Source organism: Dyadobacter sp. HNCC25DJ187, from assembly GCF_056895255.1.
In genome coordinates this window covers 79,051-103,800 of sequence record NZ_JBXHAT010000001.1, presented here as the reverse complement: position 1 = coordinate 103,800, position 24,750 = coordinate 79,051, and the positions used below count along the sequence as shown (strand labels likewise).

Below are 24,750 nucleotides of genomic sequence, written 5' to 3'. Positions count from 1 at the left end.
CGATGGCTAAAACGTGTCAGTGCTTTACGAAGAGAAAGTCGGGTACCGCATATATCTCAATCGAAGGAATTCTCCACAACAGCATTAACGCACATGCTTACTACTAAATCTTTTTGCCGACTTCTCAGACGACGAGGAGGCATTGCCTGACATTATAAATTTACATTTCTCTCTGAGCCTATGGTTTGTTTCAAGTATGAATTATAATACATTTGATCAATCTGTACAATTGGCCTGACGACTTGAAATACTTTACCATCATTCTCCTATTATTGCTGGTCTCTTCCTGTTCTACCAAAGAAACCAAGCAATTTACCATCGGCTTCTCGCAGTGCACCGGTGCCGACAACTGGCGTCGAACGATGCAGGAAAGTATGTATCGGGAGCTGTCTTTCAATCCTGAGATTAACTTCATTATGAAAGATGCGGGTGGACAAAGTCAAATGCAGATCACTCAAATTGAAGCGCTGATCGAACAACATGTTGACCTGCTGATCGTGTCTCCCAACGAAGCGGAACCTATTACGCCCATCGTAGAAAAAGCATATCAGAATGGCATTCCTGTTATTATTCTGGACCGCCGCACCAATTCTGACCAGTACACAGCCTATGTGGGTGCTGACAATGTGGAAGTCGGACAGATTGCCGGAGCTTACACCAATACGCTTTTAAAAGGAACCGGAAAGGTGATCGAGATCAGTGAAAAGCCCGGCTCGTCTGCAGACACAGACCGTCACAAAGGTTTTATGGAAACAATTGGCCGTTTTCCGGGAATTAAATTAGTTGCGAAGCTGGATGGCGATTGGGATAAATATTCGTTTGAAGTTCCATTGACTAAACTTTTGAAAAGCCATACAGATATTGATGTCATTTTTTGTCAAAATGACCGGCGAGCACTGGCTGCAATTAAAGTTTGTAAAAATTTAGGTGTTGAAAAAAAGATCAGGCTCATAGGTGTTGACGGGCTAACAGGGCCAGACGGCGGTATTGATCTGGTCGACAGAAACATTCTCAATGCAACTATTTTATATCCTACCGGGGGGGAAGAAGCCATACGGACTGCCATTGCGATTCTCCGGAAGCAGCCTTTCAAAAGAGAAAATCGGCTTCAGATTACGATGATTGATTCTACCAATGTAAGAATCATGAAGTTACAGGGCGAAAAACTGGTGGCTCAGCAACAGGATATAGAACGGCGCCAGGAGAAGATCGAAGAGCAGCGTGCCATTTCTGAAAACCAGAGTATCATCATTTATACCGTTTCCATTACACTCGCTCTGGCGCTGATTTTTGGAGCCATTTCCTTTTATTCCTTACGTGAAAACCGAAAGATCAACAAGCGGTTGGAAGTGCAGAACCATGAAATATCAGATCAAAAGAACCAGATAGAGCAACTCGCGCAAAGTGCAGAGATTGAGAATGAAGCCAAACTCAAATTCTTCACCAATATTTCTCACGAATTTCGTACACCACTTACCCTGATACTCGCCCCGGTTGAAGACGTTTTGGCTAGTGAAAAAATTCGCGACCCCTTGATTAAACAAGAACTTTCCCTGATCAGAAAGAACACATTGCGACTGCTTCGGCTTGTGACACAGCTGATGGATTTCCGGAAACTGGGTAGTCACCGTATGCAGGTTCGCGCCGGAGAACATAATTTAGTTGCCTTCGTGAAAGACATCATGGTAGCATTTGAACGACTCGCTTCAAAACATAAAATTGACTTTCAGCTTATCGCTTCCGAAGCAGAAATAATGGTTTGGTTTGATGCTATGATGCTCGACAAAGTAATCTTTAATCTTCTTTCCAATGCCTTTAAATTCACACCTGACAAAGGAAGGGTCTACATATATATTAAAAACATTGCGCCTAATCATGTTCAGATTATGGTAGAAGACAACGGAATTGGCATGACGAAATCAGAAGTTGCTCACGTTTTTGAGGTATTTTATCAGGCAGAAAGCAATTACAAAGCACTCGGAACCGGCCTCGGTCTGGCGCTTTCGAAAGAGCTGATCGCGCTTCATCAAGGAACGATCGCCGTTCGTAGTCAGCCCAACAAAGAAACAGCCTTCACGATTGAGTTGCCGCTTAGAAACAACCACTTTCAACAAGACGAATTAATTAACGAACATACAGAGAGTTTTTCATCTGTTCAAAACTTTGAGCTTAACGATGAATCTATGGTCTCGGATGTTGCAACACCCGGTGAAATTTCGGTCCGGGAACAGTCGGTTCTGATCATTGAGGATAACAATGATCTCATCAGACTTCTTGAACAAAAATTACAGAATAGCTATCAGGTATTCTTAGCCAATGACGGCGAAGAAGGTTTACGGCTGGCATTTGAACACATTCCGGATCTGATCGTTTGCGACGTGATGTTGCCTAAGAAAGACGGATTAGGCGTAACTGCCATTTTAAAAACCGATTTCCGGACCTCCCACATTCCGGTTATTATGCTAACGGCCCGCACCACCACAGAACAACAAATAGAAGGCATTCAAACAGGTGTAGACGCCTACATTACAAAGCCTTTCAACTTGGTGTATGTGCAGGAAATGATCAAAACATTGCTTAAAAACCGGGCATTGCTTCGCGAACATTATACCAGCGAATTACCCATTGAAACTTCTTCCGGCAGCAATCCAAACAAACTTGACAAGAAATTTATTACACAATTTACTGCTTACATAGAAGAGCATTATGACAACTCAGAACTGAGTGTGGAAGATATTGGCAGAGACATGGGTATGTCTCGGGTGCAGCTTTACAGAAAAGTGAAAGCACTTCTGGGTATGAGTGTCAATGAATACTTGCAACAGATTCGGCTCAACAAGGCCAAGTTCCTGCTGCGTCGTGATGATCTTACGGTAGCTGATATTGCCTATAAGGTTGGCTTTTCCTCCCCTACTTATTTCTCTACGGCTTTCAAAGGAAAGTATAACCAGACTCCCATGGAATATAAAAAATCCTAAACAACCGATTTATTATTTCATATTTTCAGATTATTGTACAATTGCTCCCTGATGGATGCTTTAAAAATGCTACAATTTTTAAATAAGATGTATCAAAATCGAAAGATCGCTGATGTATCAAATTTTAAATACCTATCTAATTCACTGATTATCATAATAATATACTTCTAAAATACCACTGTATCAAAGTTTAACTTTTTTGAGATATTATTTAGTTATTCCGGGTGCCGAGCGGCGGTAGTTTTGACAAAAAATCAGAACTACCAATGAAAAACAGTAAGGTATTAGTTTGGTCGATCGTCGTTGCACTTGGTGGATTCCTCTTCGGATTCGACACGGCGGTTATCTCGGGGGCGGAAAAAGCCATTCAGCATTTATGGGATCTCTCCGCGGTCGAGCACGGATTCACCGTTTCCATCGCACTGATAGGAACCGTACTTGGCGCCATGCTGGGCGGTATTCCGGCGGACAGGCTCGGAAGAAAAACCACCTTATTCTGGATTGCTGTTTTGTACCTGGTTTCATCACTCGGCTCCGCACTGGCAAACGACTGGTACGTTTTCATCTTCTTTCGGTTCATTGGCGGATTGGGCGTAGGCGCTTCCTCTGTTGCTGCACCGATGTATATCTCAGAAATTTCTCCAGCCAAATCACGCGGGAAAATGGTTGGGCTCTTTCAGTTTAATGTCGTTTTCGGGATATTAATCGCTTACTTCTCCAACTACTTCATGCAGGATCTGGGCGAAAATGCATGGCGCTGGATGTTGGGTGTGCAGGCTTTGCCCTCTCTGATTTTCTTACTGGCGATACTTTACGTTCCTGAAAGTCCACGCTGGCTGATTATGAAAAAAGGTGACGTACAGCAAGCCAGAGAAATCCTCAATATCATCGACATTGAAACGAGCGAAGAAACTTTGTTTGCCATCATGAACGCAAATGAGGAGACTAAAGACAAACCTACTGCAAGGCTGTTTTCTTCCAAATATAAAACGCCCGTGACACTGGCCATTCTGTTTGCTGTTTTCAATCAGGTTTCAGGAATTAACGCCATCATTTATTATAGTCCGCGTATTTTTGAGATGACCGGATTGGGAGCAAAAGCTGCGTTTTTATCTTCTGCGGGAATCGGTTTCGTCAACTTTGCTTTCACACTTTTAGCCATCAATTTTATAGACCGTTTTGGTAGACGTACATTGATGGCAATCGGCTCGGTAGGCGTCATCATCACACTAGGATTGGTTGCAAGGGCATTTTTTATACAGGATTTTACCGGCGTTCCAGTTTTCCTTTTCGTATACATCGCATTTTTCGCATTCTCACAAGGTGCGGTGATCTGGGTATTTATATCTGAAATTTTCCCGAATGAAGTACGGGCAAACGGTCAGGCGCTGGGAAGTTTCACACACTGGTTTATGGCGGCCATCATCGCCTTTTCATTCCCGATCATTTCCGAATATCTGGGTGGTGGAATCACCTTTTCCTTCTTCGCTGTCATGATGATTTTGCAGCTCATTTTCGTGTGGCGCATCATGCCCGAAACGAAGGGAACCTCGCTGGAACGGACGGACAAGACGATGGTTCTGCACTGAGTCAGCCATGCTTTCAGCCATCAGCCGTCGGCCAGAATGTCTTTTCTTGGATTAATCTGATAGCCGGGGCGGCCCCGCCGAAAGCCGACTGCCGAAAGCAGGAAAACAGAAATTCTGAAAAAGTCAAATAGTATCCATTAATATTTATCTCAATCCATATGAAACCTGCAATAACCGTTTTCGGGGAAATGCTTTGGGACATGCTGCCTTCTGGTAAGCAGCCCGGCGGAGCGCCCATGAATGTGGCCATTCACTTGAAAAACTTCGGCATGATTCCCGCTTTCATTAGTCGCGTCGGTGACGACGACCTGGGCGTTGAACTCATGGAATATTTGAACAACCAGCGTTTTAATACCAGTTTTATTCAAACCGGTATTACACACCTGACCGGCATTGTAAAAGTTAACCTGACCGACAAAACAGAGGTTACCTACAAAATTGTGCAGCCCGTAGCATGGGATTATATCATGCCCACACCCGAAAACAAACAATTGGTACAAGACTCAGATGTGTTTGTATACGGTACACTTTCGGTTCGTAGCCAGCAATCCCGCGATACGCTGTTTGAGTTACTGAAAGACGCAAAACTGAAAGTGTTCGATGTCAATATCCGTCCGCCGCATCTTGACAGAGCAACAACTGAATACCTGCTGCAACAAGCTGACATTGTGAAAGTAAATGAGCATGAGCTCAATACCGTTTGCACCTGGTTTGGCATACAGCCTGATGTAGAAACCCAAATGAAATTCCTTTACGAACGCTTCAACCTTCAACTGGTTTGTGTAACACTCGGAGCCGATGGAGCCATTGTACTTTCCAGCGACGGCTTCCATAAACAAGGCGGATACGAAGTAGAAGTGCAGGACACCATTGGCAGTGGCGATTCATTCCTGGCCATGTTCCTGAAAGAATATGTCACCGGCTCGTCCATTCCCTCTGCACTCAAAAAAGCCTGCGCCGTGGGTGCGTTGGTAGCTTCCTATTCCGGCGCTACACCGGAGATTTCCGAATCAGAACTGGATCATTTTCTTACCGTTAACCAATAATTCCATGAACAAAAAATTACTAATGATGGCATTTGCCATCCTATGCAGTATGCAGCTGACATGGGCACAAACCAGGGTTTCGGTTTCCGGAACTGTAAAAGCGACGGACGGAGAAATCCTTCCGGGCGTGAGCGTCCTGGAAAAAGGGACAACCAACGGAGCAGTGAGCGACGCAACGGGAAAATATACGATTTCGGTAAACGCATCGGCTACACTGGTTTTTTCTTATGTAGGCATGGTTGCACAAGAGTTATCCGTTGGTAATCAATCCGTTATGGATGTTACATTGGAATACGATCAAAAAAGTTTGAATGAAGTGGTTGTTACCGGATATCAAACCGAAAGGAAGAAAGATATTACAGGTGCAGTAAGCGTGGTGAACATCAAGGACATCAAAGACAGCCAGGTAGGTAACCCTGCAAAGGCTTTACAGGGAAGAGTGCCGGGAGTACTTATCACAACGGACGGAGCTCCCGGTGGAGGTGCCACTGTCAGGATCCGGGGAGGTAGTTCTTTGGGCAATAATGATCCGCTTTACATCATCGACGGTATCCCGACCAAAAGAGGATTGAATGAAATTAATCCGGCTGATGTCGAATCGATTCAGGTTTTAAAAGATGCCTCGTCGGCAACGATTTATGGCTCACGGGCTGCAAACGGTGTTATCATTGTCACAACCAAAAAGGCGAAAGACGGACAATCGCGTTTGACTTTTAACGTATCCACATCGATTCAGGACTATGCTTCGAAGCTAAAAACACTTAATGCCGACGGCAGAGGCAGAGCCTACTGGCAGGCGGCTGTAAATGACAAAGCAGATCCGAATGCCAACCAGATTTACCAATACGATTGGAATAATGATTTCAACAGTCCGGTATTGAATCAGATCAAATACCCGGAATTTATAGATGCTGCAAAAACAATGAAACCTGCGAATACGTATTGGTATGACGAAATCTCGCAGAAGTCCATCATCCAGTCATATGACATGGCAATTTCCAATGGTTCGGAGAAAGGAAGTACGATGTTTTCCTTAGGCTATTACGATAACAAAGGAATCGTAAAGTCTACGCACAATAAAAAATTTAATGCAAGACTAAACTCAGATTTTTCACTTTTTAAATCCAAACTGAAAATTGGAGAAAACCTGTCGGCTACTTACATTCAGGATGTTCAGTCTCCGACTGCCGATATATTATTTGCTTCGCTGGTATCACAACCCGTTGTTCCGGTTTATACGGAGGCTGGTGGCTGGGGCGGCCCTGCATCAGGAATGACTGACAGGCAAAACCCTGTCAGGCTTATTGAGGACAACAGACAGAATAAGGGTAACTTTTACAGACTATTCGGAAATGTATTTGCGGACCTGGAAATTATCCCAAAACTTCATTTAAGAACCAGCTACGGAATTGATTATAGCGGTGGTTACAAGAGACTGCTTCGTAAATCCTACACGTCAGGCTTCTTGTCCGACCCTACGAATCAGGTATCCAATTTCCAGGATTATTCAGGCAATTCGATCTGGCAAAACACATTGACTTACGACATCCGCACAGGCAAGCACCAGATAAGTATACTGGCCGGCCAGGAAAGTATCCGGTATATCTCGCAGGAATTTTCGGCAAGCAGAAGAGGCCTGGCTTTGGAAAACATCAATTATGCTTATCTGAACGCAGGAAGTAACAACATCAATAATGGTGGCAGCGGCAGTGCGAATTCACTTTTCTCCTATTTCGCGAAAGTAAATTATACCTATGCAGACAAATATTTAGCATCTGTAACCATACGTCGTGATGGTTCTTCACGCTTTGGAAAGGAAAACCGCTTCGGAACATTCCCCTCGTTTTCTTTAGGTTACCGTCTGAGCGAAGAAGCATTTATTAAAGACCTTCCATTCATTTCTGATTTAAAACTGAGATATGGCTGGGGTCGATCGGGTAATCAGGAAATCCCGAACAACGCTACGCAGTCTTTATACTCAGCCATTTACGGCGCTGATCCTACTTGGGACTTTGATAATGGCAGTGCTTATGACATCGGAGGAAATGGCACCGGTCAGCTTCCGTCAGGATTCACCTTAATTCAGCAAGGCAATGATGCCCTGAGATGGGAATCCCTGGCAGAATCCAATTTTGGTGTGGATTTTGGCTTCTTAAACAACACCTTGACGGGTTCTGTTGATTATTTCCAAAGAAAAACTTCGGATATATTAATAAGCCCGGCATATCTGGCCGTGATTGGCGACGGAGGAAACCGGTTTACCAACGGCGCTTCGATGAAAAACAGTGGATTTGAAGCATTACTTTCCTATGACACAAAAATTGGCGAAGATCTGAAAATCAACCTAACCGGTAATTTCTCACTGTATCGCAACAAGATCACTTATTTACCCAAAGAGGTGATTGCGTCCTATCCTGGAAACGGAACGGATAAGACTATACTGGGTCGTCCGGCTAATTCTTTCTTTGGATATGTTACCGACGGAATATTCCAGAATCAGGACGAAGTAGACAATTCTGCAACCCAGCCGGGAAAAGGCGTAGGACGCATCAGATATGCAGATTTAAATAACGATAACATAATTGACGCTCAGGACAGGGATTTTATTGGAAACAGTACCCCTAAATACATGTATGGCTTCAATACCACCGTCAACTGGAAAAATTTCGATCTGAACTTTTTCTTTCAGGGGATCGATGTAAAGGTTCAAAACGAATTTAAAACCTATACCGATTTCTCATCACTCTGGACAGGAACCAACTGGGGCGAAAGAACCATGGACGCATGGACTCCGCAAAACACGGGCTCAGATATTCCTGCATTGACATTGGTAGATAGGAATAATGAAGGCCGCTTTTCGACTTACTTTATAGAAAACGGTTCGTATCTCAAATTAAGAAACCTGCAAATTGGATACAGTGTCAAAAAGATAAATAACCTGAAAATCCAAAGCGCGAGATTGTATCTGCAGGGAAGTAATTTATTTACAATCAAAAGTAAATCTTACACAGGTCCCGACCCGGAGATTCCAAACTTCGCTTTCCCTGTGCCTATCATCGGAACAATCGGACTCAATGTCACTTTCTAAAATCCTGAAATCATGATCACTAAAAAAATAATATATTGCTTCACATTGCTCATGCTGCTTGTAACTGGCTGCGATGATGCACTGGTGGAACCGGCACAAGGTGTCGTTTCAGGTGACGATTTGAACACACCTGAAAATGTGGACAAAATGGTAATAGCAGCCTACTCCGCACTTGGGAACGATCATTATACCTCTCCGTTTTCCAGTATGTGGGCTTACGGAAGTATACGTGGAGGCGATATGTACAAAGGTGGCGACGGACCGGGTGATTTATCCGAATTTCATTTATTCGAAACATTTTCGCTCAACAGGGTTGACAATGCAATGATTGATCAGGTATGGTTCAGATTGTATGTTGGTATCAGCAGGACAAATGACGCACTGAGAAGAGTAAGTGCCTTGTCCGAAGCAGAATATCCGCAAAAGGCAGCTCGGATGGGCGAATTAAATTTTTTGAGAGGGCATTTCTATTTTCTGCTGAAAATCCTGTTTAAATATGTCCCGTACATCGACGAAAACGTTGCCAAAACCGACTATCCAACCATTTCAAATGATAAGCTTTCCAATGATGAGCTATGGTCAAAAATTGAGGCTGACTTCCGAAGTGCTGCTGACAGGCTACCCGACAACCAGAGTGATAAAGGCCGCGCCAACAAGATTTCAGCAAAAGCCTATTTGGCAAAAACATTATTGTACAAGGCCTATGAACAAAATCAAACCCATGCCGTAGTAACGATAAATAAAACTGTGCTTGAAGAGGTAAACAAGCTCTGCGACGAAGTGATCGCCTCCGGCAAGTATAACCTGAGTACCGATTTTGCTGATAATTTTTTAACAGCTACTGAAAACGGTCCGGAATCCGTATTTGCAATTCAATACTCAAAAAACGACGGTACACCGCTGGGCAGGCTTGATTACGGCCATGCGCTGAATTATCCTATGAATCAGGAATACGGTTGCTGCGGTTTCCATGTCCCAAGCCATGACCTGATCAATTCATTCAAGACAAGTGCTGACGGACTGCCTTTGTTTCAAACCTATGCTACCAACGATGTAGCAGCATCCCTTGATTTCACAACTAACTCGTTCGATCCGCGACTTGACCACACCGTAGCAAGACCAAATTCGCCGTTCAAATACGGAACAAACTATGTATTCCAAAAATCCTGGGCTCGTGCTCCTGCGGTTTATGGTGCTTTTGCAAGCATAAAAGAAGCGGTTTTACCAACGGATCCTTCTTTCCAAAAAGTACCTCCTTTTATGTCCAGTTCGAAAAACTGGCAGATTATCCGGTTCTCTGATATACTTCTCTGGAAAGCTGAGGCTTTAATAGAACTGGGCAGGCAAGACGAAGCACTTCCGTTGATCAACAGGATCCGTTCCCGCGCCGCCACAAGTACTGCTTTACTGGTGAAAGCAGACGGCAAACCTACTGCTAATTTCAAAATTCAACCGTACGTAAAAAATTCGGACTGGACACAGAGCTATGCACGCATGGCCTTGCGCTGGGAAAGACGACTAGAATTTGCCGGTGAGGGCTATCATTTCTTCGACCTGGTTCGCTGGGGAGTTGCGGCGCAAACGATTAATGCCTATTTTCAGATAGAAAAAACAAGGGCTACGCATTTATCAGATGCCCGTTTCACTGCCGGTCGGGATGAATATCTGCCGATACCATTGAATCAAATCAATTTCAGCAGTGGGTTGTATAAGCAGAATGTGGGATGGTAGGCGGCTGACGGCTATCAGCTGTCGGCTTGGTCCGTTATCCACAGTCAGTTAATATCGATTAATAATAGAGTTATATAAACAAAAATCTTAGCTTATAGGTAAAAGTCTTCGGCATCCATCTGCCGACCGCCGAAAGCTCTAAACAAACTATATGAAAAAAATAATCATTACACTAGTCCTTATTTGTGTCCTGACTGGCTCAACTGCCATCGCCCAGGAGTTTAAGGAGAAATACCGTCCGCAGTTTCACTTTACACCCAAAGCCAACTGGATGAACGATCCGAATGGCATGGTGTATCACAATGGGATTTACCATCTTTTTTACCAGTATTATCCGGATGACAAGATTTGGGGACCGATGCACTGGGGACACGCCACGAGTAAGGATATGATCTCGTGGAAAGAACAGCCGATCGCTTTGTATCCGGATAGCCTGGGTTATATCTTTTCCGGAAGTGCTGTTGTGGACAAAAACAACACGGCCGGTTTCGGAAAAGATGCCTTGGTAGCCATTTTCACACACCACGACCCGGTGCAGGAAAAACAAAAAACCGGTAAACACGAAACGCAAAGCATCGCGTATAGTCTGGATGACGGTAAAACCTGGACGAAATACAAAGGAAATCCGGTGATTGAAAATCCGGGCATCAGCGATTTTCGTGATCCAAAAGTAAGGTGGTTTGAGGCTCAGAAAAAATGGGTGATGACTTTGGCAACGAAGGATCGGATTACTTTTTATTCGTCACCTGATCTGAAATCCTGGACGCGTGAAAGTGAATTTGGTGCAAACGAAGGCGGCCATGGCGGTGTTTGGGAATGCCCTGACCTTTTTCCGATCAAACATGAAGGAAAAGATATTTGGGTGTTGATCGTAAACATCAATCCGGGTGGACCGAATAAAGGTTCTGCCGGCCAGTATTTCCTGGGAGATTTTGATGGTAAAACGTTCACTTCCAATTCAAAAGAAACAAAATGGCTGGATTTTGGAACGGATAACTATGCTGCGGTAACATTTGCCAATACCGGCAACCGCAACATTCTGATGGGTTGGATGAGCAACTGGCAATATGCCAATCAGGTTCCGACCGATCCGTGGAGAAGCGCGAATACCATCGCCCGCGAATTGGGTTTAAAAACGGTTGGAAAAGAGATTTATATGACTTCTGTTCCTGTTAAAGAACTGGATGTCTTGAACACCACGGGTTTTTCAATAAAAAATCAAGAGGTGAAGACCGAACTCAATCTGACTGGAAAAGCAAAAAACAAAACCGGTTTGTTCCGTCTGGATTTAACGACAACCAATGCCAAGGATTTTTCAATTGTGCTGGCCAATGAAGCAGGCAACGAACTCATTGTCGGGTATGACAAATCCAAAAATCAATATTACATTGATCGTTCTAAATCAGGAAAAATTGACTTCGAAAAAGGTTTTGGAGAAAAGCACTTGGCACCACGATTTGCGACAGGAAGCGATATGCCTATTACGTTGATCGCAGACGTAGCGTCCGTTGAGCTTTTTGCGGACAACGGCCTGACGGTCATGACGGATATTTTCTTCCCTGAAACGCCGATGTCCAAACTTTATATCAAATCTGCATCAGGTATCAGTATTAAAAATTTAAAATATACCGTATTGAAATCATCGGTAAGGTAAAGGCCTATGAGTGCTTTCAAAATCGGTCCTTGGGGAATATAGACCAAATCACAACTAAAAGCGCGTAGCAATCCTGAAAGGATTTAATTCTGATTCATCACCGACAGCCTGGAAGTGAGGAGCCACATAAGCTTTTTATTTCCAGGCCGTTTTTATATTTAAAAAGTAGGTAGATAAGGAAGTTAGAAAAAGCATCCGGATGCTTTTAGAATGGTGCAGATATAAACTCTAAAATACGATGGCGAAGGTTGAATACAAGGACATTGACCATTATCAAAAGCAATTTAATGAGCCGGTTCAGCAGCGAATGCAGACTATCAGAGAGCTCATTCATAAAGTTGCACCCGAGTCAAAGGAGGTGATCAGCTATTCTATTCCGGCATTTAAAATTGAAAAGAAATTTCTGATCTATTACTGCGCATTTACAAAACACATTACTATCTCACATCCCTGGAGTCAAGATTTACTGTCGGAATTTGAAGGCGAGCTAATGAATTACAAGATTTCCAAAGCAGCTATCCAGTTTCCTCATAGCGAACCATTGCCACTGGATTTGATCGAAAGAATTCTCAAATTTAGAAAGCGGGAAGTCGATGCTACTAACTGATTACCGATGAAATTATCTCGCAAACCAAACCCTGAACGCAATGAACGACAAAAATAACGAACGGGTTTATAAAATGTCATTCGCCGGAGTATATCCACATTACGTAGCCAAGGCAGAAAAAAAAGGAAGAACAAAAGCCGAAGTAGATGAAATTATCTTCTGGCTTACCGGGTATGGACCAAAGCACCTTCAAACAATTCTGGAGAACAAAACCAGTTTCGAAGCATTTTTTAATGATGCACCACAAATGCATCCGAATGCTAAAAAAATTACTGGTGTTATCTGCGGCTACAGGGTTGAGGCTATTGAAGATCCAGTTATTCAAAAAGTACGTTACCTGGATAAACTGATTGATGAATTGGCAAAAGGTAAAAAAATGGAGAAAATTCTAAGAGCATAAATGGGCACCTGATCTGCACTAAGGCACATGCCTTCCTTTTGACTTGATTATTGATACAACCTGGTTCTGTCGTATCCTTGATTTGCATACAAGCTTCGTGGATTCACATACGGCCAACTTGTCGGACCTTCTGATATTTGTGTAACGTAAAACAAACATCATGAAAATGAAAAACATAGCATTAGGAAGTCAGGGATTATTGGTATCAGGCATTGGCTTGGGTTGCATGGGCATGACAGGCATAGAGGAAGGGCATATCTACGGACCTGCAGATCAAAAGGAAGCTATTGCCACCATCCATCGTTCTCTTGAATTGGGAGGCTCTTTTTTAGATACAGCCGATCTGTATGGCCCCCTTAAAAATGAACAGCTTATAGCAGAAGCAATCAAAAACAAACGGGACGAATATATCATCGCTTCCAAGTTTGGTTGGGAGATCGATGATAATCATAAAATCACCTGGGCCATCAATGGTCAAAAAAAGTATGTAAAAAAGGCGCTGGAGCGTTCTTTAAAAAACCTCAATACCGACTATATTGATCTGTATTACATGCACAGACTGGATCGGAACACCCCTATCGAAGAGACAGTAGAAGCCATGAGTGAATTGGTAAAGGAAGGGAAAGTTGGTTATCTTGGTCTTTCGGAGGTATCCTCAGAAACCATCAGAAGAGCACATGCTATCCATCCGATCACTGCTGTTCAAAGTGAATATTCGTTATTCGAGCGGACAGTAGAAGAACGTGGTGTTCTGAATACATTGACTGAGCTTGGGATTGGTTTTGTTGCTTATTCACCACTGGGACGTGGCTTCCTGTCTGGTCAGATTCGCAGCATAGATGATCTTCCTCAGGATGATTTCCGCAGAGGAATTCCCAAGTTCCAGGAAAAGTATTTTCACAAGAACATGGAATTGGTAAAAGCCATAGAAACAATGGCGGAAGAAAAAGGCATTACATCTTCTCAACTTGCATTAGCATGGATCATCAATAAAGGACACGTACCGATACCAGGTACTAAAAGAAGAAAATACCTGGAACAAAATATTTTTGCAACGGGTATTGAGCTGAGCGAGACTGATGTATCTAAACTCGAGAGTATCATCCCTTTGGGAACCGATACGGGCGAACCTTATGATGAGTTCAGTATGGGACTTATTGACTAACACACACATCGAACGGCTGCATATCATTTTTTGCAGTCGTTTATGCTTACTTTTATTTCATGAACGCAATCGAATCCGTATCAGAATTTCACAGGCTGCTATCGCTGCCTGCGCCGCGCCATCCTCTTGTAAGTGTCATCAATCTTTCAGAAAGTCTGTTTCTCGAAGATGATATTTGGAAGAAGTTTGTCAATCGTTTTTACTGTATAGCTTTAAAGAGAGAAGCAAAAGGTAAAATCAAATATGGTCAGCAACACTACGATTATGATAAGGGAGTACTTAGCTTCACTGCCCCGAATCAGGTACAGTATCTTGATCTGCAGACCGTAGAATGCGGAATGGGTTTCCTGTTAATATTTCACCCTGATTTTTTGCTCACTCATTCACTATTAACAACCATCCATACGTTTGGCTTTTTCTCCTATGCAGTTAATGAAGCTTTGCATCTCTCGGCTGAAGAGGAAAACGACCTGGTTAATATCCTGCACAACATTGATAAGGAGTGCTTACATATAGATAAGCACACACAAGAGATTATTCTGTCTCAGATTGAGCTGTTGCTTAATTATTCCCAGCGCTTTTATGAAAGGCAGTTTATCACACGAAAAAACCTCAATCATCAGCTCCTTGTCAGATTTGAGCAATTATTGGATAATCATTTCGGGTCAGACGCACCAGCAGAAAAAGGTCTTTTAACCGTGCAGCAAATTGCGGAACAGATGAATCTTTCACCTAATTATCTGAGTGACCTTTTGCGAATTCATACCGGCCAGAATACACAGCAGCATATTCATGAAAAATTAATTGAGAAAGCAAAGGAAAAACTCTCTGTTACGAATTTGTCTGTAAGTGAGATTGCCTATACACTAGGCTTTGAGCATGCACAATCATTCAGTACATTATTTAAAAAGAAGACGAATGTATCGCCGGTGGAGTTTCGTCAGGCGTTCAATTAGCGTTGTGGTTCCCGTGCTATTACTGCTAAGATCATATCAATGAATTGTTGTTCTGAATAGGTCTGCAAAGTATTGGGAGCTTTCTCATAAGCGTCTTCACCCTGCAACAGATTTAAGTCTGAGTTCAAACAAAAAATGAAACAGTGCCCGCCGTGATTGGTGAAAACATGGTTCTTATTATTGAATTGAATATAAAGGTTGTATTCTTCATTTTTTTTTGGAAAATACTCCTGGAGAATATCTACCTGGATGAATTCATTCTTCCAATAGCATAGTTGCAGGGCCTTAGCAGGATGACGGTTAATAACCATACGTATTTCCCCACTAATGTCTGTTTCTTGTTTGTAGTCGATGATGTCATAATCAGAACTACAGCTTTGAATCTCGGATAACAGCTTTTTAAAGAGATGTTGCATTGCGCTCCATTGAAGTGTGGCTTGAATATACGCAATGTGCTCGAAAACATTCCAGGATTACATCAATAATTGCCGAATTTTAATATAAGCAATCAATTTATCTTAACATTCTTATTTCATCTTAATTACTGTAACCAATCTCCCCGGGATCAATCAGTTGCATCCTGCAGGCCACTAATACTTACGATCTTTAATATGGTATCCCTGACCTGGGTAAAGGAATAGCCTTTTGTGTAGAAAGGGATTTGTTCACCAAAATTATGATTGGGAACCATCGATTTCTCAGATGTGGTCAGGAAAACAAACTTTGGCTCACCACCTACGAAATAATTTTGTTTCAACAACGCTTCCAGAAGTTCAAACCCGTTCATTTGGGGCATGTTTAAATCACTTATTACAATGGAAGGCGCCTGCTGATCAGGAGCTAATAAATAGGTCACCGCATCATATCCATTTCTAAAAATTCTGATATCATCTTCAATGTTGAGTTCCTCAAAAACAGTTTGAATCAGAAATGTATCGTCTTCATCATCGTCCACTAATACGATGACTTTACTATTCTTATTTTGCATAAGCTACTTATTTTGTTCTTCAAAATCCGGCAGTAATATCGTAAAAACTGATCCCACATTTGGCTCACTTTTAACAGTGATATGTCCATGGTGCATTTCAACAATACGTTTACAAATAGCAAGTCCTATTCCAGTACCCTGATAGATGGACTGGCTGTGCAGCCTCTGAAACATTTCAAAAATACGCTCTGAAAACTTCTGATCAAATCCTATTCCATTATCTGACAAAGTAATTCCCGTCCACAAACTATCTTCTTTTAAACCTAATGCTTCACGGTCTTTAGATGTGATCCGATAAGTACTGATTTTTATTTGAGGGGTAATCAGATCATTTACAAATTTGATGGCGTTTCCAATGAGATTCTGGAATAGCAAACTCAGAAGTCGTTTATTTCCAACCAGGGTCAATTCCTGCTCCAATGTGATCTCTGCTGAAGACTCAGTGATCTGCATTTCCAGCTGATCCATAGCCAGATTAATAATCTCTGACAGCTTCAGCGCCTCAACTTCGACATTGCTGTCGGAAGATATAGAGGAATAATTAAGCAGATCCCGGATCACATCAAGCATCCGCTCGGAACCCGATTTGATCCTTGTCAGAAGATGTGAAGTTTCCTGGGGAATAGACGGGTCGTTTCGCGATAGTAACATATCTGAAAAAACCGCCATTTTTCTAGCCGGCTCACGTAAATCATGAGAAGCTACATAAGCAAATCTGGCTAACTCCTGATTACTTCGGTTCAAATTGGCAACGGTAATATCCAGCTCCTTTTGCCGTGCTTCAAGTGCAGCAGTAATATTTCTCAGCTCCTGATTATCACGTAATGTTGCTTCAACGACTTTTTGAGCTTGTATATTCACCAAAAAAACCGACCAATCCACATTTGAGTTTGAAGGACTTTGGATCGGATTCATAGACAACAAATACCATACACGATCTGAATCAGTACGTTGCTGAAGTGAAACTTCAATTGAAAAAGCCTGACCTGACGCCATTTGATCTTCAATTTTACGAATAGGTATATTTGGATTTCTTTGCCCAAGCCAATGAATCCATTTCAATCCTGCAAGCGTGTCAGTAACGCTAAAATCCATAAAACCTTTGTTTGCAAACACGATGAATCCATCATGCGTTACAGTCAATAGCAGTATAGGCAATGAATTGGTAAGTACTTGAAATTTCCTTTCGCTTTCGCCCAATCTGTTTGTCATTTGCTGCAATCGGTCATTGAGCTTTTTGGCTTCTTCGTAGGGCGTAACTGCCGGTAATTCATCAAAGAGTTTCTGTCCTTCTTTGATTTGCTGCATACTTACCTGGCTGCCTAATGGCAACTCATAAAGCAGCGTAACGACATTGTTATTAATACGAAAATCATGTACCAGTCTTCTTGCATAGGTTAAATTAGGGTGTTGAATGTCAAATGTCGAAATCCTGGGATCCGTGACCTTTGCATAGATAGAATTTTTCCCGGATGAGGCTTTTTGAAGGCCTAATACAATAGAAGGCTGCTCTTCTTTGCTTACTACCATCCTACATACTTCCGACACAGCCGTGGCGAAGCTGGTTTGTTGCACCAGGCTGATACCGAAGTATTCTGCCACCTGCATGGAACGCTTGTGTGCAAGCATTAAATCAAGATCATTGGTCAGCACTACCTTCGTCAGTTCATACATAATTTTAAACTTTTACAATCACCACTGAGGTATCATCTGAATGTCTGGCAAATTCTTTATAAATGACTGCCGAAAGTATAGATTGGTCATATCGAAAAGCAGCAGTGTGCTTAGATAAGTCCCAGCGGGAAGAAATCCCATCCGAGCACATTACCAGATTTCGTCCTGGCTCCGGTCTGATTGTTTGAGATTCCAGCCTTTTGGGAATGTTCACCCCTACTATGCCGTTGTAAGGCAGGTAAGTCTTTGAAGAGATCGCATCCTGCAACCGGGTGGAGATATTACCTACTCCGCTTATCAGCCAGTACTTATTTGTTAAGTCGTACACTGCAACAGTGGCAACAAGTCCTCTTGTATTCTTAACATTCTGATGGATATCCAGCAGTATCTGATGGGGGGTGTTGTAAACGCTTTTTTCAAATGCATGAACAGCCTTTTGAGAGGCTTCATTAGCTAGGGCACCGTGTCCGAGGCCATCTGCCAGCATTACTTTTACAAAATACGGATTAGACTTCCATGCATAGGCATCACCACATTGAATTTCACCCGCTTTGGCTAAAACAATAGGAGAAACCGAAATCTTCGACGGACGAATCTGCTGGTGATCAGACTCAAAAATGCGGCTTAACAAGATGGTCCCCCATTCAGGAACAGAATAGATTTGCATCTGGTCCGACAACCGGCGCACTGCACCCAGCCCCTGTCCGAGTGTCCCCTTGGTTGAGATGCCGTCCTCCATCATGCGGCCAGGATCTGCCATGCCGGGACCACTGTCTACGCTGATGATTTCAAGTCCTTTTGCCAACGGATCATTCATGCAGCGAATTATTATTTCACCTCCTCCCGCGTGTTTGATCAGATTGGTACCTATTTCACTGATAACGATATCGATTTCTGCTATCCTTTTCGGCGACAAACCACATTGTACTGCTAATCTGGAAGCGTCTTTCTTGATAAGGGGCAAAAACCCCTTGTCCCTCACATCAAAGGCTATCTGCTTTCCGCTATCCATTTTTCCATTTAATAATCTTAACAGTAGTCCCTTTCCCCACCACGCTTTCAATGTGAAAGTCACTGGCCAGCCTCCTGGCTCCGGGCAGCCCCATACCCATGCTCTTTCCGGTTGTATATCCGTCTTCCATGGCTTTTTTAATATCCACTATACCGGGACCTTTGTCTTCAAAAATGACCTGAACGCCTTGCTCCCGACCTCGTGACACTACCTCCAGCACAGCCATACCTCCACCTCCGTAAACGAGCATATTTCTGGCTAGTTCGCTCACGGCCGTAATGAGCTTTGTTTGGTTTACAATGCCCATACCGATTTTTACCGCTGCATCTTTGACACGATTGCGGCAAATAATCAAATCTCTTTCCTGCTGAATAATTATGGTTTCTTTAATATTCATCGTCATCTTCCCCGTCGTTATCGGTTTCTTCTGGCATCATGCGTTCAAGTAATGCCATACCACGTTCTATATTCAACGCAGTGTATACACCCGATAAAGGAAGTCCGAGTTCTATTAATGTGATTGCTACTGCAGGCTGCATCCCTACTACCACGGTGGCGGCGTCGAGGATACTGGACATAGCCGCAATATTTCCAATAATTTTCCCCATAAAGGAATCTACAATGGATAGCGCAGATATGTCAATTAGCACCCCCTTTGCTCCCGTTTTGTGTACCATTTGAACCAGATCTTCTTCCAGGCTCAATGCGAGTCTGTCATAAAGATCTACCTGAATGGTCACAAGCAGGAACTTACCCATTTTGAGGATAGGTATTCTTTCCATAATTCTGTTCTACTGTAAATTACTGGTTATTTTTCTCTCTTGCAGCACGTCTCACTTCCAGCTGCAGTACATTAAATGCATATTTAAGAGCACTGGCAAGAGTCGCTTTGGTAACCATCTTGGAAAGATCTATACCCAGATGTACAACAGTTTGTGCGATTTCCGGACGGATACCACTAATGATGCAGTCGGCTCCCAAAAGACGGATGGCGCTGACCGTCTTGATCAAATGCTGTGCAACGAGTGAGTCTACTGCAGGTACACCTGATATATCAAGAATGGCTATAGTGCTTTCATTGTCGACGATGCCTTGCAGCAGGTTTTCCATTACCACCTGTGTTCTTGCGCTATCCAGGGTTCCGATAATAGGCATAGCAATAATGCCATCCCAAACTTTGATAACCGGAGTAGACAGTTCCGCCATTTCATCAGCCTGACTTAGAATTACTTCTTCACGCCCTTTAATGAAAGTCTCGAAACTGATAATTCCTATATTGTCAATGAACTTGCTGATCTCTATGGTTGCATCATATAATTGTTTTGCGTCATGTTCAATTATCTGAATCAGCACTTTGAAGATTGCATCCTTCAGCGAGAAAATATAAACTACTGTTTCTCTGGGACTAAAGCCTTGTTTAGCGCGGGAAATAGTGATGCCGGTTACATAGTCAAGAAGTGGTTCCAGATCGGGAGAATACAAATCACTGATGTTCTCTGACGTTATGGTTTTTAACAAGATATCTAAAAGCTCTTCAGACTGTGCTTTCAGATCATCTATACTATTATAGTTACCTCCAAAATCTTCAGCTAATTCTCGTTGGTCAATCCAATAGGACAAAATCTGTTCTCTATGATTTTTTAGGTCTGTAATAATGCTGCTTGTCATTTGGTGAAGGTTTTGTAAATGTTGGCAAGGTATGTATTAAACATGAAAATCAATTCGTATGAAGGAAATATAAATAATTCAATTTATCAGTTGCAAGCCAATATGAAGCATTTCCGGCTTGTTGGCGTAAGTCAACATAACCTGATACTTCAGCACTTTTCAATCCAATTTATCCAGACATTCTTAAATGGCCATGACCGGATAATGGTATACAAGGTCGGCGGAGTATCCTGTCATGAAGCTAAAAGTTTCACAACAGGATATGCATGAGGGTATTTATCCGTATCGCAATAGTGTCATAGAACGGCAAAAGCTGCCCGTCATCTGTAAAAGGTATCAGCAAACCTGACGTACTGTTGCCAGTCATAAAATGTCATATCATGCTTGCCCGTTCGGTTATGATAGCCAAGTGGAGGCTGCGTGACAGGCCGATCGACTCCCGGTGGATGTAGTGGCAATTTGGATTCCTGTTTGTATATGGAAAAAACCGGCTCTGCATTTTTTAAAGCAAGAAATGTACCTTTTGGGTCAGCCCAAAGGTCTTCAGAGGCATTTGTCGCGTAAACTGCCCGCGGCGCGATCAATGCGATGAGCATGTGCTGATCAACCGGTAAGTCTTTCTCATTGTCGTTGTACTTTTTGTAATTACCACTAAACCAATGAGGAAACGTAGTATTGATCCTTGCTACACTTTCACCAAAATTTCTTCTGGAAAGAGCAGCACCCGTATTGCCGGAACAGTTGGAAAAGCAAATTGCAAAACGCTGATCAAGAGCGGCGGCCCAGAGTGAGGCTTTCCCGCCTCTGGAATGACCTACAACGCCTACCTTCGTGGCATTGATAGAGCGATCTGTCTGCATATAATCCATCACTCTGCTTGCCGCCCAGGCCCATGCTCCTACTGCCTTCATACCATTATCTGCTTTTGCAAGATCGGGATAAAGACGAAGTACGCCATTTTGGTACTGATCCTTATTATCCGGCGCTGCATCCGAGTAGTGGAAAGCGGCAATGGCATAGCCTCCCTCAACCACCTGCTCAGCAGGCCAGAAGCCACTTACCGAATCACGCGAGGCAAGTGTGTTGCTCGGGCTCCTGTTGTTAATCAAAAGAAATGCTGGTGCTGGCTTTTTTAAAGCATTCGGGACAAACATGACCAGATTAATTTTTATAGATTCCCGGTTTTGTGTTACTATGATTTCAACCTCTTTTAAAGTTGCTTTACCGGACATGGCATTTTCATCCTGATTTACCACTTTAAAATCAATCTGGTCAAAAGATTGAGGCATTTTTCCGTAAACATGCTCCTCAAAAAGAGCAAGAATTTCAGGTCTGCGCCTATTTTCCCAATCTTCGACAGAGAGTACCCTCTTATTAGTTGGGTTGTCAAAAAGATCCGGAAGTACATAAGTTCCTACCTTATTTTCGTCGTAATTCTGAGCAAGTGTTCTTTGTTTAGCTGTAAACCCTATGGTGAAAGCCAATAACACAAATATGTTCTTCATTTCAAAAGCTGTTATTCATCAGTATAGCACCTTTCTGCAAACTATTTCAGTTTAATAAAAGATCAGTCAATACGAATCCCTACTGTTACAGTTTCAGCTTGATACCGCCATTCACTACAAAACCATCCAGCGGAGCATAAACGTCCTTAAATTCGGGGTTGCTGATGGTACCTTGATATATAGACCCGAAACGTGTCTGACGGGTATCTGTAAAGTTTTCAAAGTTGATGAACAGTGAAAATTTCTCCCAGATACGCTCAGCCATCCATCCGGTGATCCAGTAGTTTTTACCTATTTGTCCGTCACTGAGTGTTTGCCCGCTGTAATAGTAAGCTTCAAGTCCGATTTTCCATTTATCTTCCATCTCGTACATCAGCACGTTGTTCAGTCTGTGCCTCGCAGTAAGCGGATTGACGCGCCTGATACCATCCTGACGGATGTTCGCATCTGTTAAAGTATAACCTAAAAAGAGCTTGAACTCATCATAGCTCAGTTTCAGATTAGTCTCCATCCCTTTGGTATCTACATAACCGTTGACATTGACAAGATTAGCTATGCCTGGCTGCCTGGTAAATTGCAAGAGTAAAGGACTATTGATACGTGTATAAAAGAGCATGTGGTTAAAACTAAAACTGAGCTTACCTAAACAATTTTCATAATTGAGATCAAAATTACCACCGTGCGATTTTTCAAGCTTGTTCTGATCAGGATTGATCGGCAATACGGCACGAAACTGCCTACGCTCCGCTTCTTCAATAAAAATTGTTGGCGTTTTATAACCCTGTCCCCCACCGAGTCGGGTGCTCAGTTCAGGCGTTATTTTGACAAGACCAGATAATCGGGGAAGGATAACAAGGCCGTAATCAAATACATAATCGCCACGAATACCTGTTTCGATTTGTAACCAGGAGGATGCTTGCCATGTATTTTGAAAAAAAGCGCCAACCGTATTCTGGGTATAATCTCTCTTCACAAAATCATCTGACGGGGATTCACGAAACCGATCCGTATAGAGATTGACACCTGCTACCCAATCAGATTTATCATGGTTGCTGTTAAGTGCTACCTCAGAATAGGTAGAGAGCTGTTTTCCATTAAAAATATAATCGGGGATACTGATCCTACGGTCAAAACCGTTGACAGAGTTCTTGAACGTCAGCCTGTTTTGCTCACTTAAATCGTGCTCTAAAGTCAACTGAGATGAAACACGTACACTTTTGTTTTTTTCAAAATAGCGATGTACCTGATCTTGCTGGCCTTTAATCCATTTAATATCTCCGCCTACCCGATCTTCAATCACAGTATTTACACCAAGATGTATCCTTGTGTAATCGCTTAAATACAGAAATAACTTTGGATTTAGGACATACCTTTCTGTTTTGGGAATGGCCGTAAAACCTTCGTCCGAAGGGTCATAAGGACGGGTACTATTGCGTGACCCCAATGTGGTGAAGCCGATCTTATTGAATTTCTGACTGTAAAACCCACTGATATCCAAGCCGCCAGCCGATGTACCATTGATTAAAAAGCGTAAATCCCTTTCTTCTTTGGGCGTTATAGACACCAGGTTTACCAACCCTGCGATGGCCCCTCCTCCATATAATGTAGATGAAGCTCCTTTGATTACCTCTACCTGCTTTAAGTCCAGAGGGAGCGTTTGCAATAACCCAAGCCCACCCGAAAACCCTGCATAAAGCGGAAATCCATCTTTCAGAATTTGTGTATAACGCCCATCAAGCCCTTGAATACGGATACTGGAATTGGCCGAAGTAGCAGATACCTGCTGGGTTTGTATGCCGGTACTCTCATTGAGCATCATACGAATATCTCCTGGTTTCATATTAGCCTTTTCTTCCAGCTCTTCTCCTGCAATCAGCTCCACGCGTGTAGGGATGCTTTGTATTGTCCGCGTACTGCGTGTGGATGAAATAATGATTTCTTCAAGATCTTCCCCCTCCTTTTCCATTAATACCAATAGCGTATCTGTTGTGGTAAGAAGCCGGACATTTTCTTCCTTAGATTCATAGCCCGCTAAACTGAATAAAATTTTGTGATTGCCTGCGGGTATATTGTTTAAGGTCACAACGCCGCTTTGATCTGTGGCTGAGCTCGTGTTTGATTCAGCAATTTTCGCGCTGGCTCCGGCAAGCGGTTGGCCAGATACCACGTCACGAACGACAGCGGTTACTGTATGCTGCGCCATGGCTACAGTGCTTCCAAGCACAAATAGCAGAACGCCAAATGTTTTTTTCATTTGAAATTTTAAGAAGGTAAAGAATATGACGTGATGATCAGACTTGAAACAGTCTACCATACAATGAGGACAGATTCAGACTAACCGGGGTGGTTGCCATATGGCGTGTGGTGCATTAGTCCAGGTAGCATCAAGATAATGAAATGGAACCGTGATGCGTGTCTCACTCTTCAATGACAAATCAAGTGAGTGGTAAGCGGGCAATATACTGTTGCAAGCGCCACAAGCCAGAAAAGGGACACACGCACTATGAGCCTGATGGTCATCATCATGGTGTCCTGTGCTGGTTTGCTCAGTCAACTCATCGTCACAGCAATCACTCTCAGCTTTACAGGTAAAGCCAGAAAGCGTAAGGAGATATATTGACAGCAGGCAGACCAACCATTTCATTTTGCAAATGTAGTAGTGCAAAGCAACACTCCCAAATGAATATGG

20 protein-coding genes are annotated in these 24,750 nt (G+C 42.8%); 11 read left to right on the top strand and 9 right to left on the bottom strand.

Features of this window, described 5'->3' with window-relative positions; all coding sequences use genetic code 11:
• Positions 1-242 precede the first annotated feature (242 nt).
• The 10 genes from AC1XUE_RS00385 to AC1XUE_RS00340 all read left to right on the top strand — a co-directional run bounded on the left by AC1XUE_RS00385 (position 243) and on the right by AC1XUE_RS00340 (position 15,214).
• A complete protein-coding gene (locus AC1XUE_RS00385) occupies positions 243-2,978 on the top strand; it encodes a substrate-binding domain-containing protein (protein WP_483353940.1) in 2,736 nt (911 codons plus the stop codon).
• Between the two features lie 266 nt (positions 2,979-3,244).
• A complete protein-coding gene (locus AC1XUE_RS00380; protein WP_483353939.1) occupies positions 3,245-4,567 on the top strand; it encodes a sugar porter family MFS transporter in 1,323 nt (440 codons plus the stop codon).
• A 158-nt stretch (positions 4,568-4,725) separates the two neighbouring features.
• Complete coding sequence (locus AC1XUE_RS00375) at positions 4,726-5,613, top strand: carbohydrate kinase family protein (protein WP_483353938.1); 888 nt, start codon at positions 4,726-4,728, stop codon at positions 5,611-5,613.
• 4 nt (positions 5,614-5,617) lie between these two features.
• Positions 5,618-8,701, top strand: coding sequence for a SusC/RagA family TonB-linked outer membrane protein (locus tag AC1XUE_RS00370; protein WP_483353937.1), 3,084 nt, complete (start codon positions 5,618-5,620; stop codon positions 8,699-8,701).
• Positions 8,702-8,713: 12 nt separating this feature from the next.
• Entirely contained in the window at positions 8,714-10,432 is a 1,719-nt protein-coding gene (locus AC1XUE_RS00365) for a RagB/SusD family nutrient uptake outer membrane protein (RefSeq protein WP_483353936.1), read from the top strand.
• A gap of 151 nt (positions 10,433-10,583) precedes the next feature.
• Complete coding sequence (locus tag AC1XUE_RS00360; protein WP_483353935.1) at positions 10,584-12,086, top strand: glycoside hydrolase family 32 protein; 1,503 nt, start codon at positions 10,584-10,586, stop codon at positions 12,084-12,086.
• A 238-nt stretch (positions 12,087-12,324) separates the two neighbouring features.
• Positions 12,325-12,693 (top strand): iron chaperone, encoded by a 369-nt coding sequence (locus AC1XUE_RS00355; protein ID WP_483353934.1) that lies wholly within the window; start codon positions 12,325-12,327, stop codon positions 12,691-12,693.
• Between the two features lie 40 nt (positions 12,694-12,733).
• Positions 12,734-13,093 (top strand): DUF2200 domain-containing protein, encoded by a 360-nt coding sequence (locus AC1XUE_RS00350; RefSeq protein WP_483353933.1) that lies wholly within the window; start codon positions 12,734-12,736, stop codon positions 13,091-13,093.
• Positions 13,094-13,259: 166 nt separating this feature from the next.
• Positions 13,260-14,258, top strand: coding sequence for an aldo/keto reductase (locus tag AC1XUE_RS00345; protein ID WP_483353932.1), 999 nt, complete (start codon positions 13,260-13,262; stop codon positions 14,256-14,258).
• Positions 14,259-14,317: 59 nt separating this feature from the next.
• The gene (locus AC1XUE_RS00340) at positions 14,318-15,214 is read left to right on the top strand and encodes a helix-turn-helix domain-containing protein (protein WP_483353931.1); all 897 of its coding nucleotides are present in this window, start codon (positions 14,318-14,320) and stop codon (positions 15,212-15,214) included.
• On the opposite strand, the gene AC1XUE_RS00335 is transcribed toward AC1XUE_RS00340, so the two are convergent.
• The 7 genes from AC1XUE_RS00335 to AC1XUE_RS00305 form a co-directional block, all read right to left on the bottom strand.
• Positions 15,211-15,630 (bottom strand): hypothetical protein, encoded by a 420-nt coding sequence (locus AC1XUE_RS00335; protein ID WP_483353930.1) that lies wholly within the window; start codon positions 15,628-15,630, stop codon positions 15,211-15,213. The two genes, AC1XUE_RS00340 and AC1XUE_RS00335, sit on opposite strands and share 4 nt — an antisense overlap.
• 149 nt (positions 15,631-15,779) lie before the next feature.
• Positions 15,780-16,202 carry a response regulator gene (locus AC1XUE_RS00330; protein ID WP_483353929.1) on the bottom strand — a complete coding sequence of 141 codons (423 nt, stop codon included), beginning with the start codon at positions 16,200-16,202 and terminating at the stop codon, positions 15,780-15,782.
• A 3-nt stretch (positions 16,203-16,205) separates the two neighbouring features.
• Positions 16,206-17,876: a sensor histidine kinase gene (locus AC1XUE_RS00325; protein WP_483353928.1), complete on the bottom strand. Its 1,671-nt coding sequence runs from the start codon at positions 17,874-17,876 to the stop codon at positions 16,206-16,208.
• Between the two features lie 4 nt (positions 17,877-17,880).
• On the bottom strand, positions 17,881-18,888 hold the full coding sequence (locus tag AC1XUE_RS00320) for an ATP-binding SpoIIE family protein phosphatase (protein WP_483353927.1): 1,008 nt from the start codon (positions 18,886-18,888) through the stop codon (positions 17,881-17,883).
• Complete coding sequence (locus tag AC1XUE_RS00315; RefSeq protein WP_483353926.1) at positions 18,881-19,291, bottom strand: anti-sigma regulatory factor; 411 nt, start codon at positions 19,289-19,291, stop codon at positions 18,881-18,883. Before AC1XUE_RS00315 ends, AC1XUE_RS00320 begins: the two co-directional genes overlap by 8 nt.
• A complete protein-coding gene (locus tag AC1XUE_RS00310) occupies positions 19,275-19,670 on the bottom strand; it encodes an STAS domain-containing protein (RefSeq protein WP_483353925.1) in 396 nt (131 codons plus the stop codon). The genes AC1XUE_RS00315 and AC1XUE_RS00310 overlap by 17 nt, the downstream gene beginning before the upstream one ends.
• Positions 19,671-19,689: 19 nt before the next feature.
• On the bottom strand, positions 19,690-20,556 hold the full coding sequence (locus AC1XUE_RS00305) for an STAS domain-containing protein (RefSeq protein WP_483353924.1): 867 nt from the start codon (positions 20,554-20,556) through the stop codon (positions 19,690-19,692).
• A gap of 42 nt (positions 20,557-20,598) precedes the next feature.
• Between AC1XUE_RS00305 and AC1XUE_RS00300 the strand changes: the two genes are divergently transcribed.
• Positions 20,599-20,826 (top strand): hypothetical protein, encoded by a 228-nt coding sequence (locus AC1XUE_RS00300; RefSeq protein ID WP_483353923.1) that lies wholly within the window; start codon positions 20,599-20,601, stop codon positions 20,824-20,826.
• 50 nt (positions 20,827-20,876) lie between these two features.
• On the opposite strand, the gene AC1XUE_RS00295 is transcribed toward AC1XUE_RS00300, so the two are convergent.
• Both AC1XUE_RS00295 and AC1XUE_RS00290 read right to left on the bottom strand, forming a co-directional pair.
• A complete protein-coding gene (locus AC1XUE_RS00295; RefSeq protein ID WP_483353922.1) occupies positions 20,877-22,061 on the bottom strand; it encodes a glucuronyl esterase domain-containing protein in 1,185 nt (394 codons plus the stop codon).
• Between the two features lie 85 nt (positions 22,062-22,146).
• A complete protein-coding gene (locus AC1XUE_RS00290; protein WP_483353921.1) occupies positions 22,147-24,315 on the bottom strand; it encodes a TonB-dependent receptor in 2,169 nt (722 codons plus the stop codon).
• Positions 24,316-24,750 lie beyond the last annotated feature (435 nt).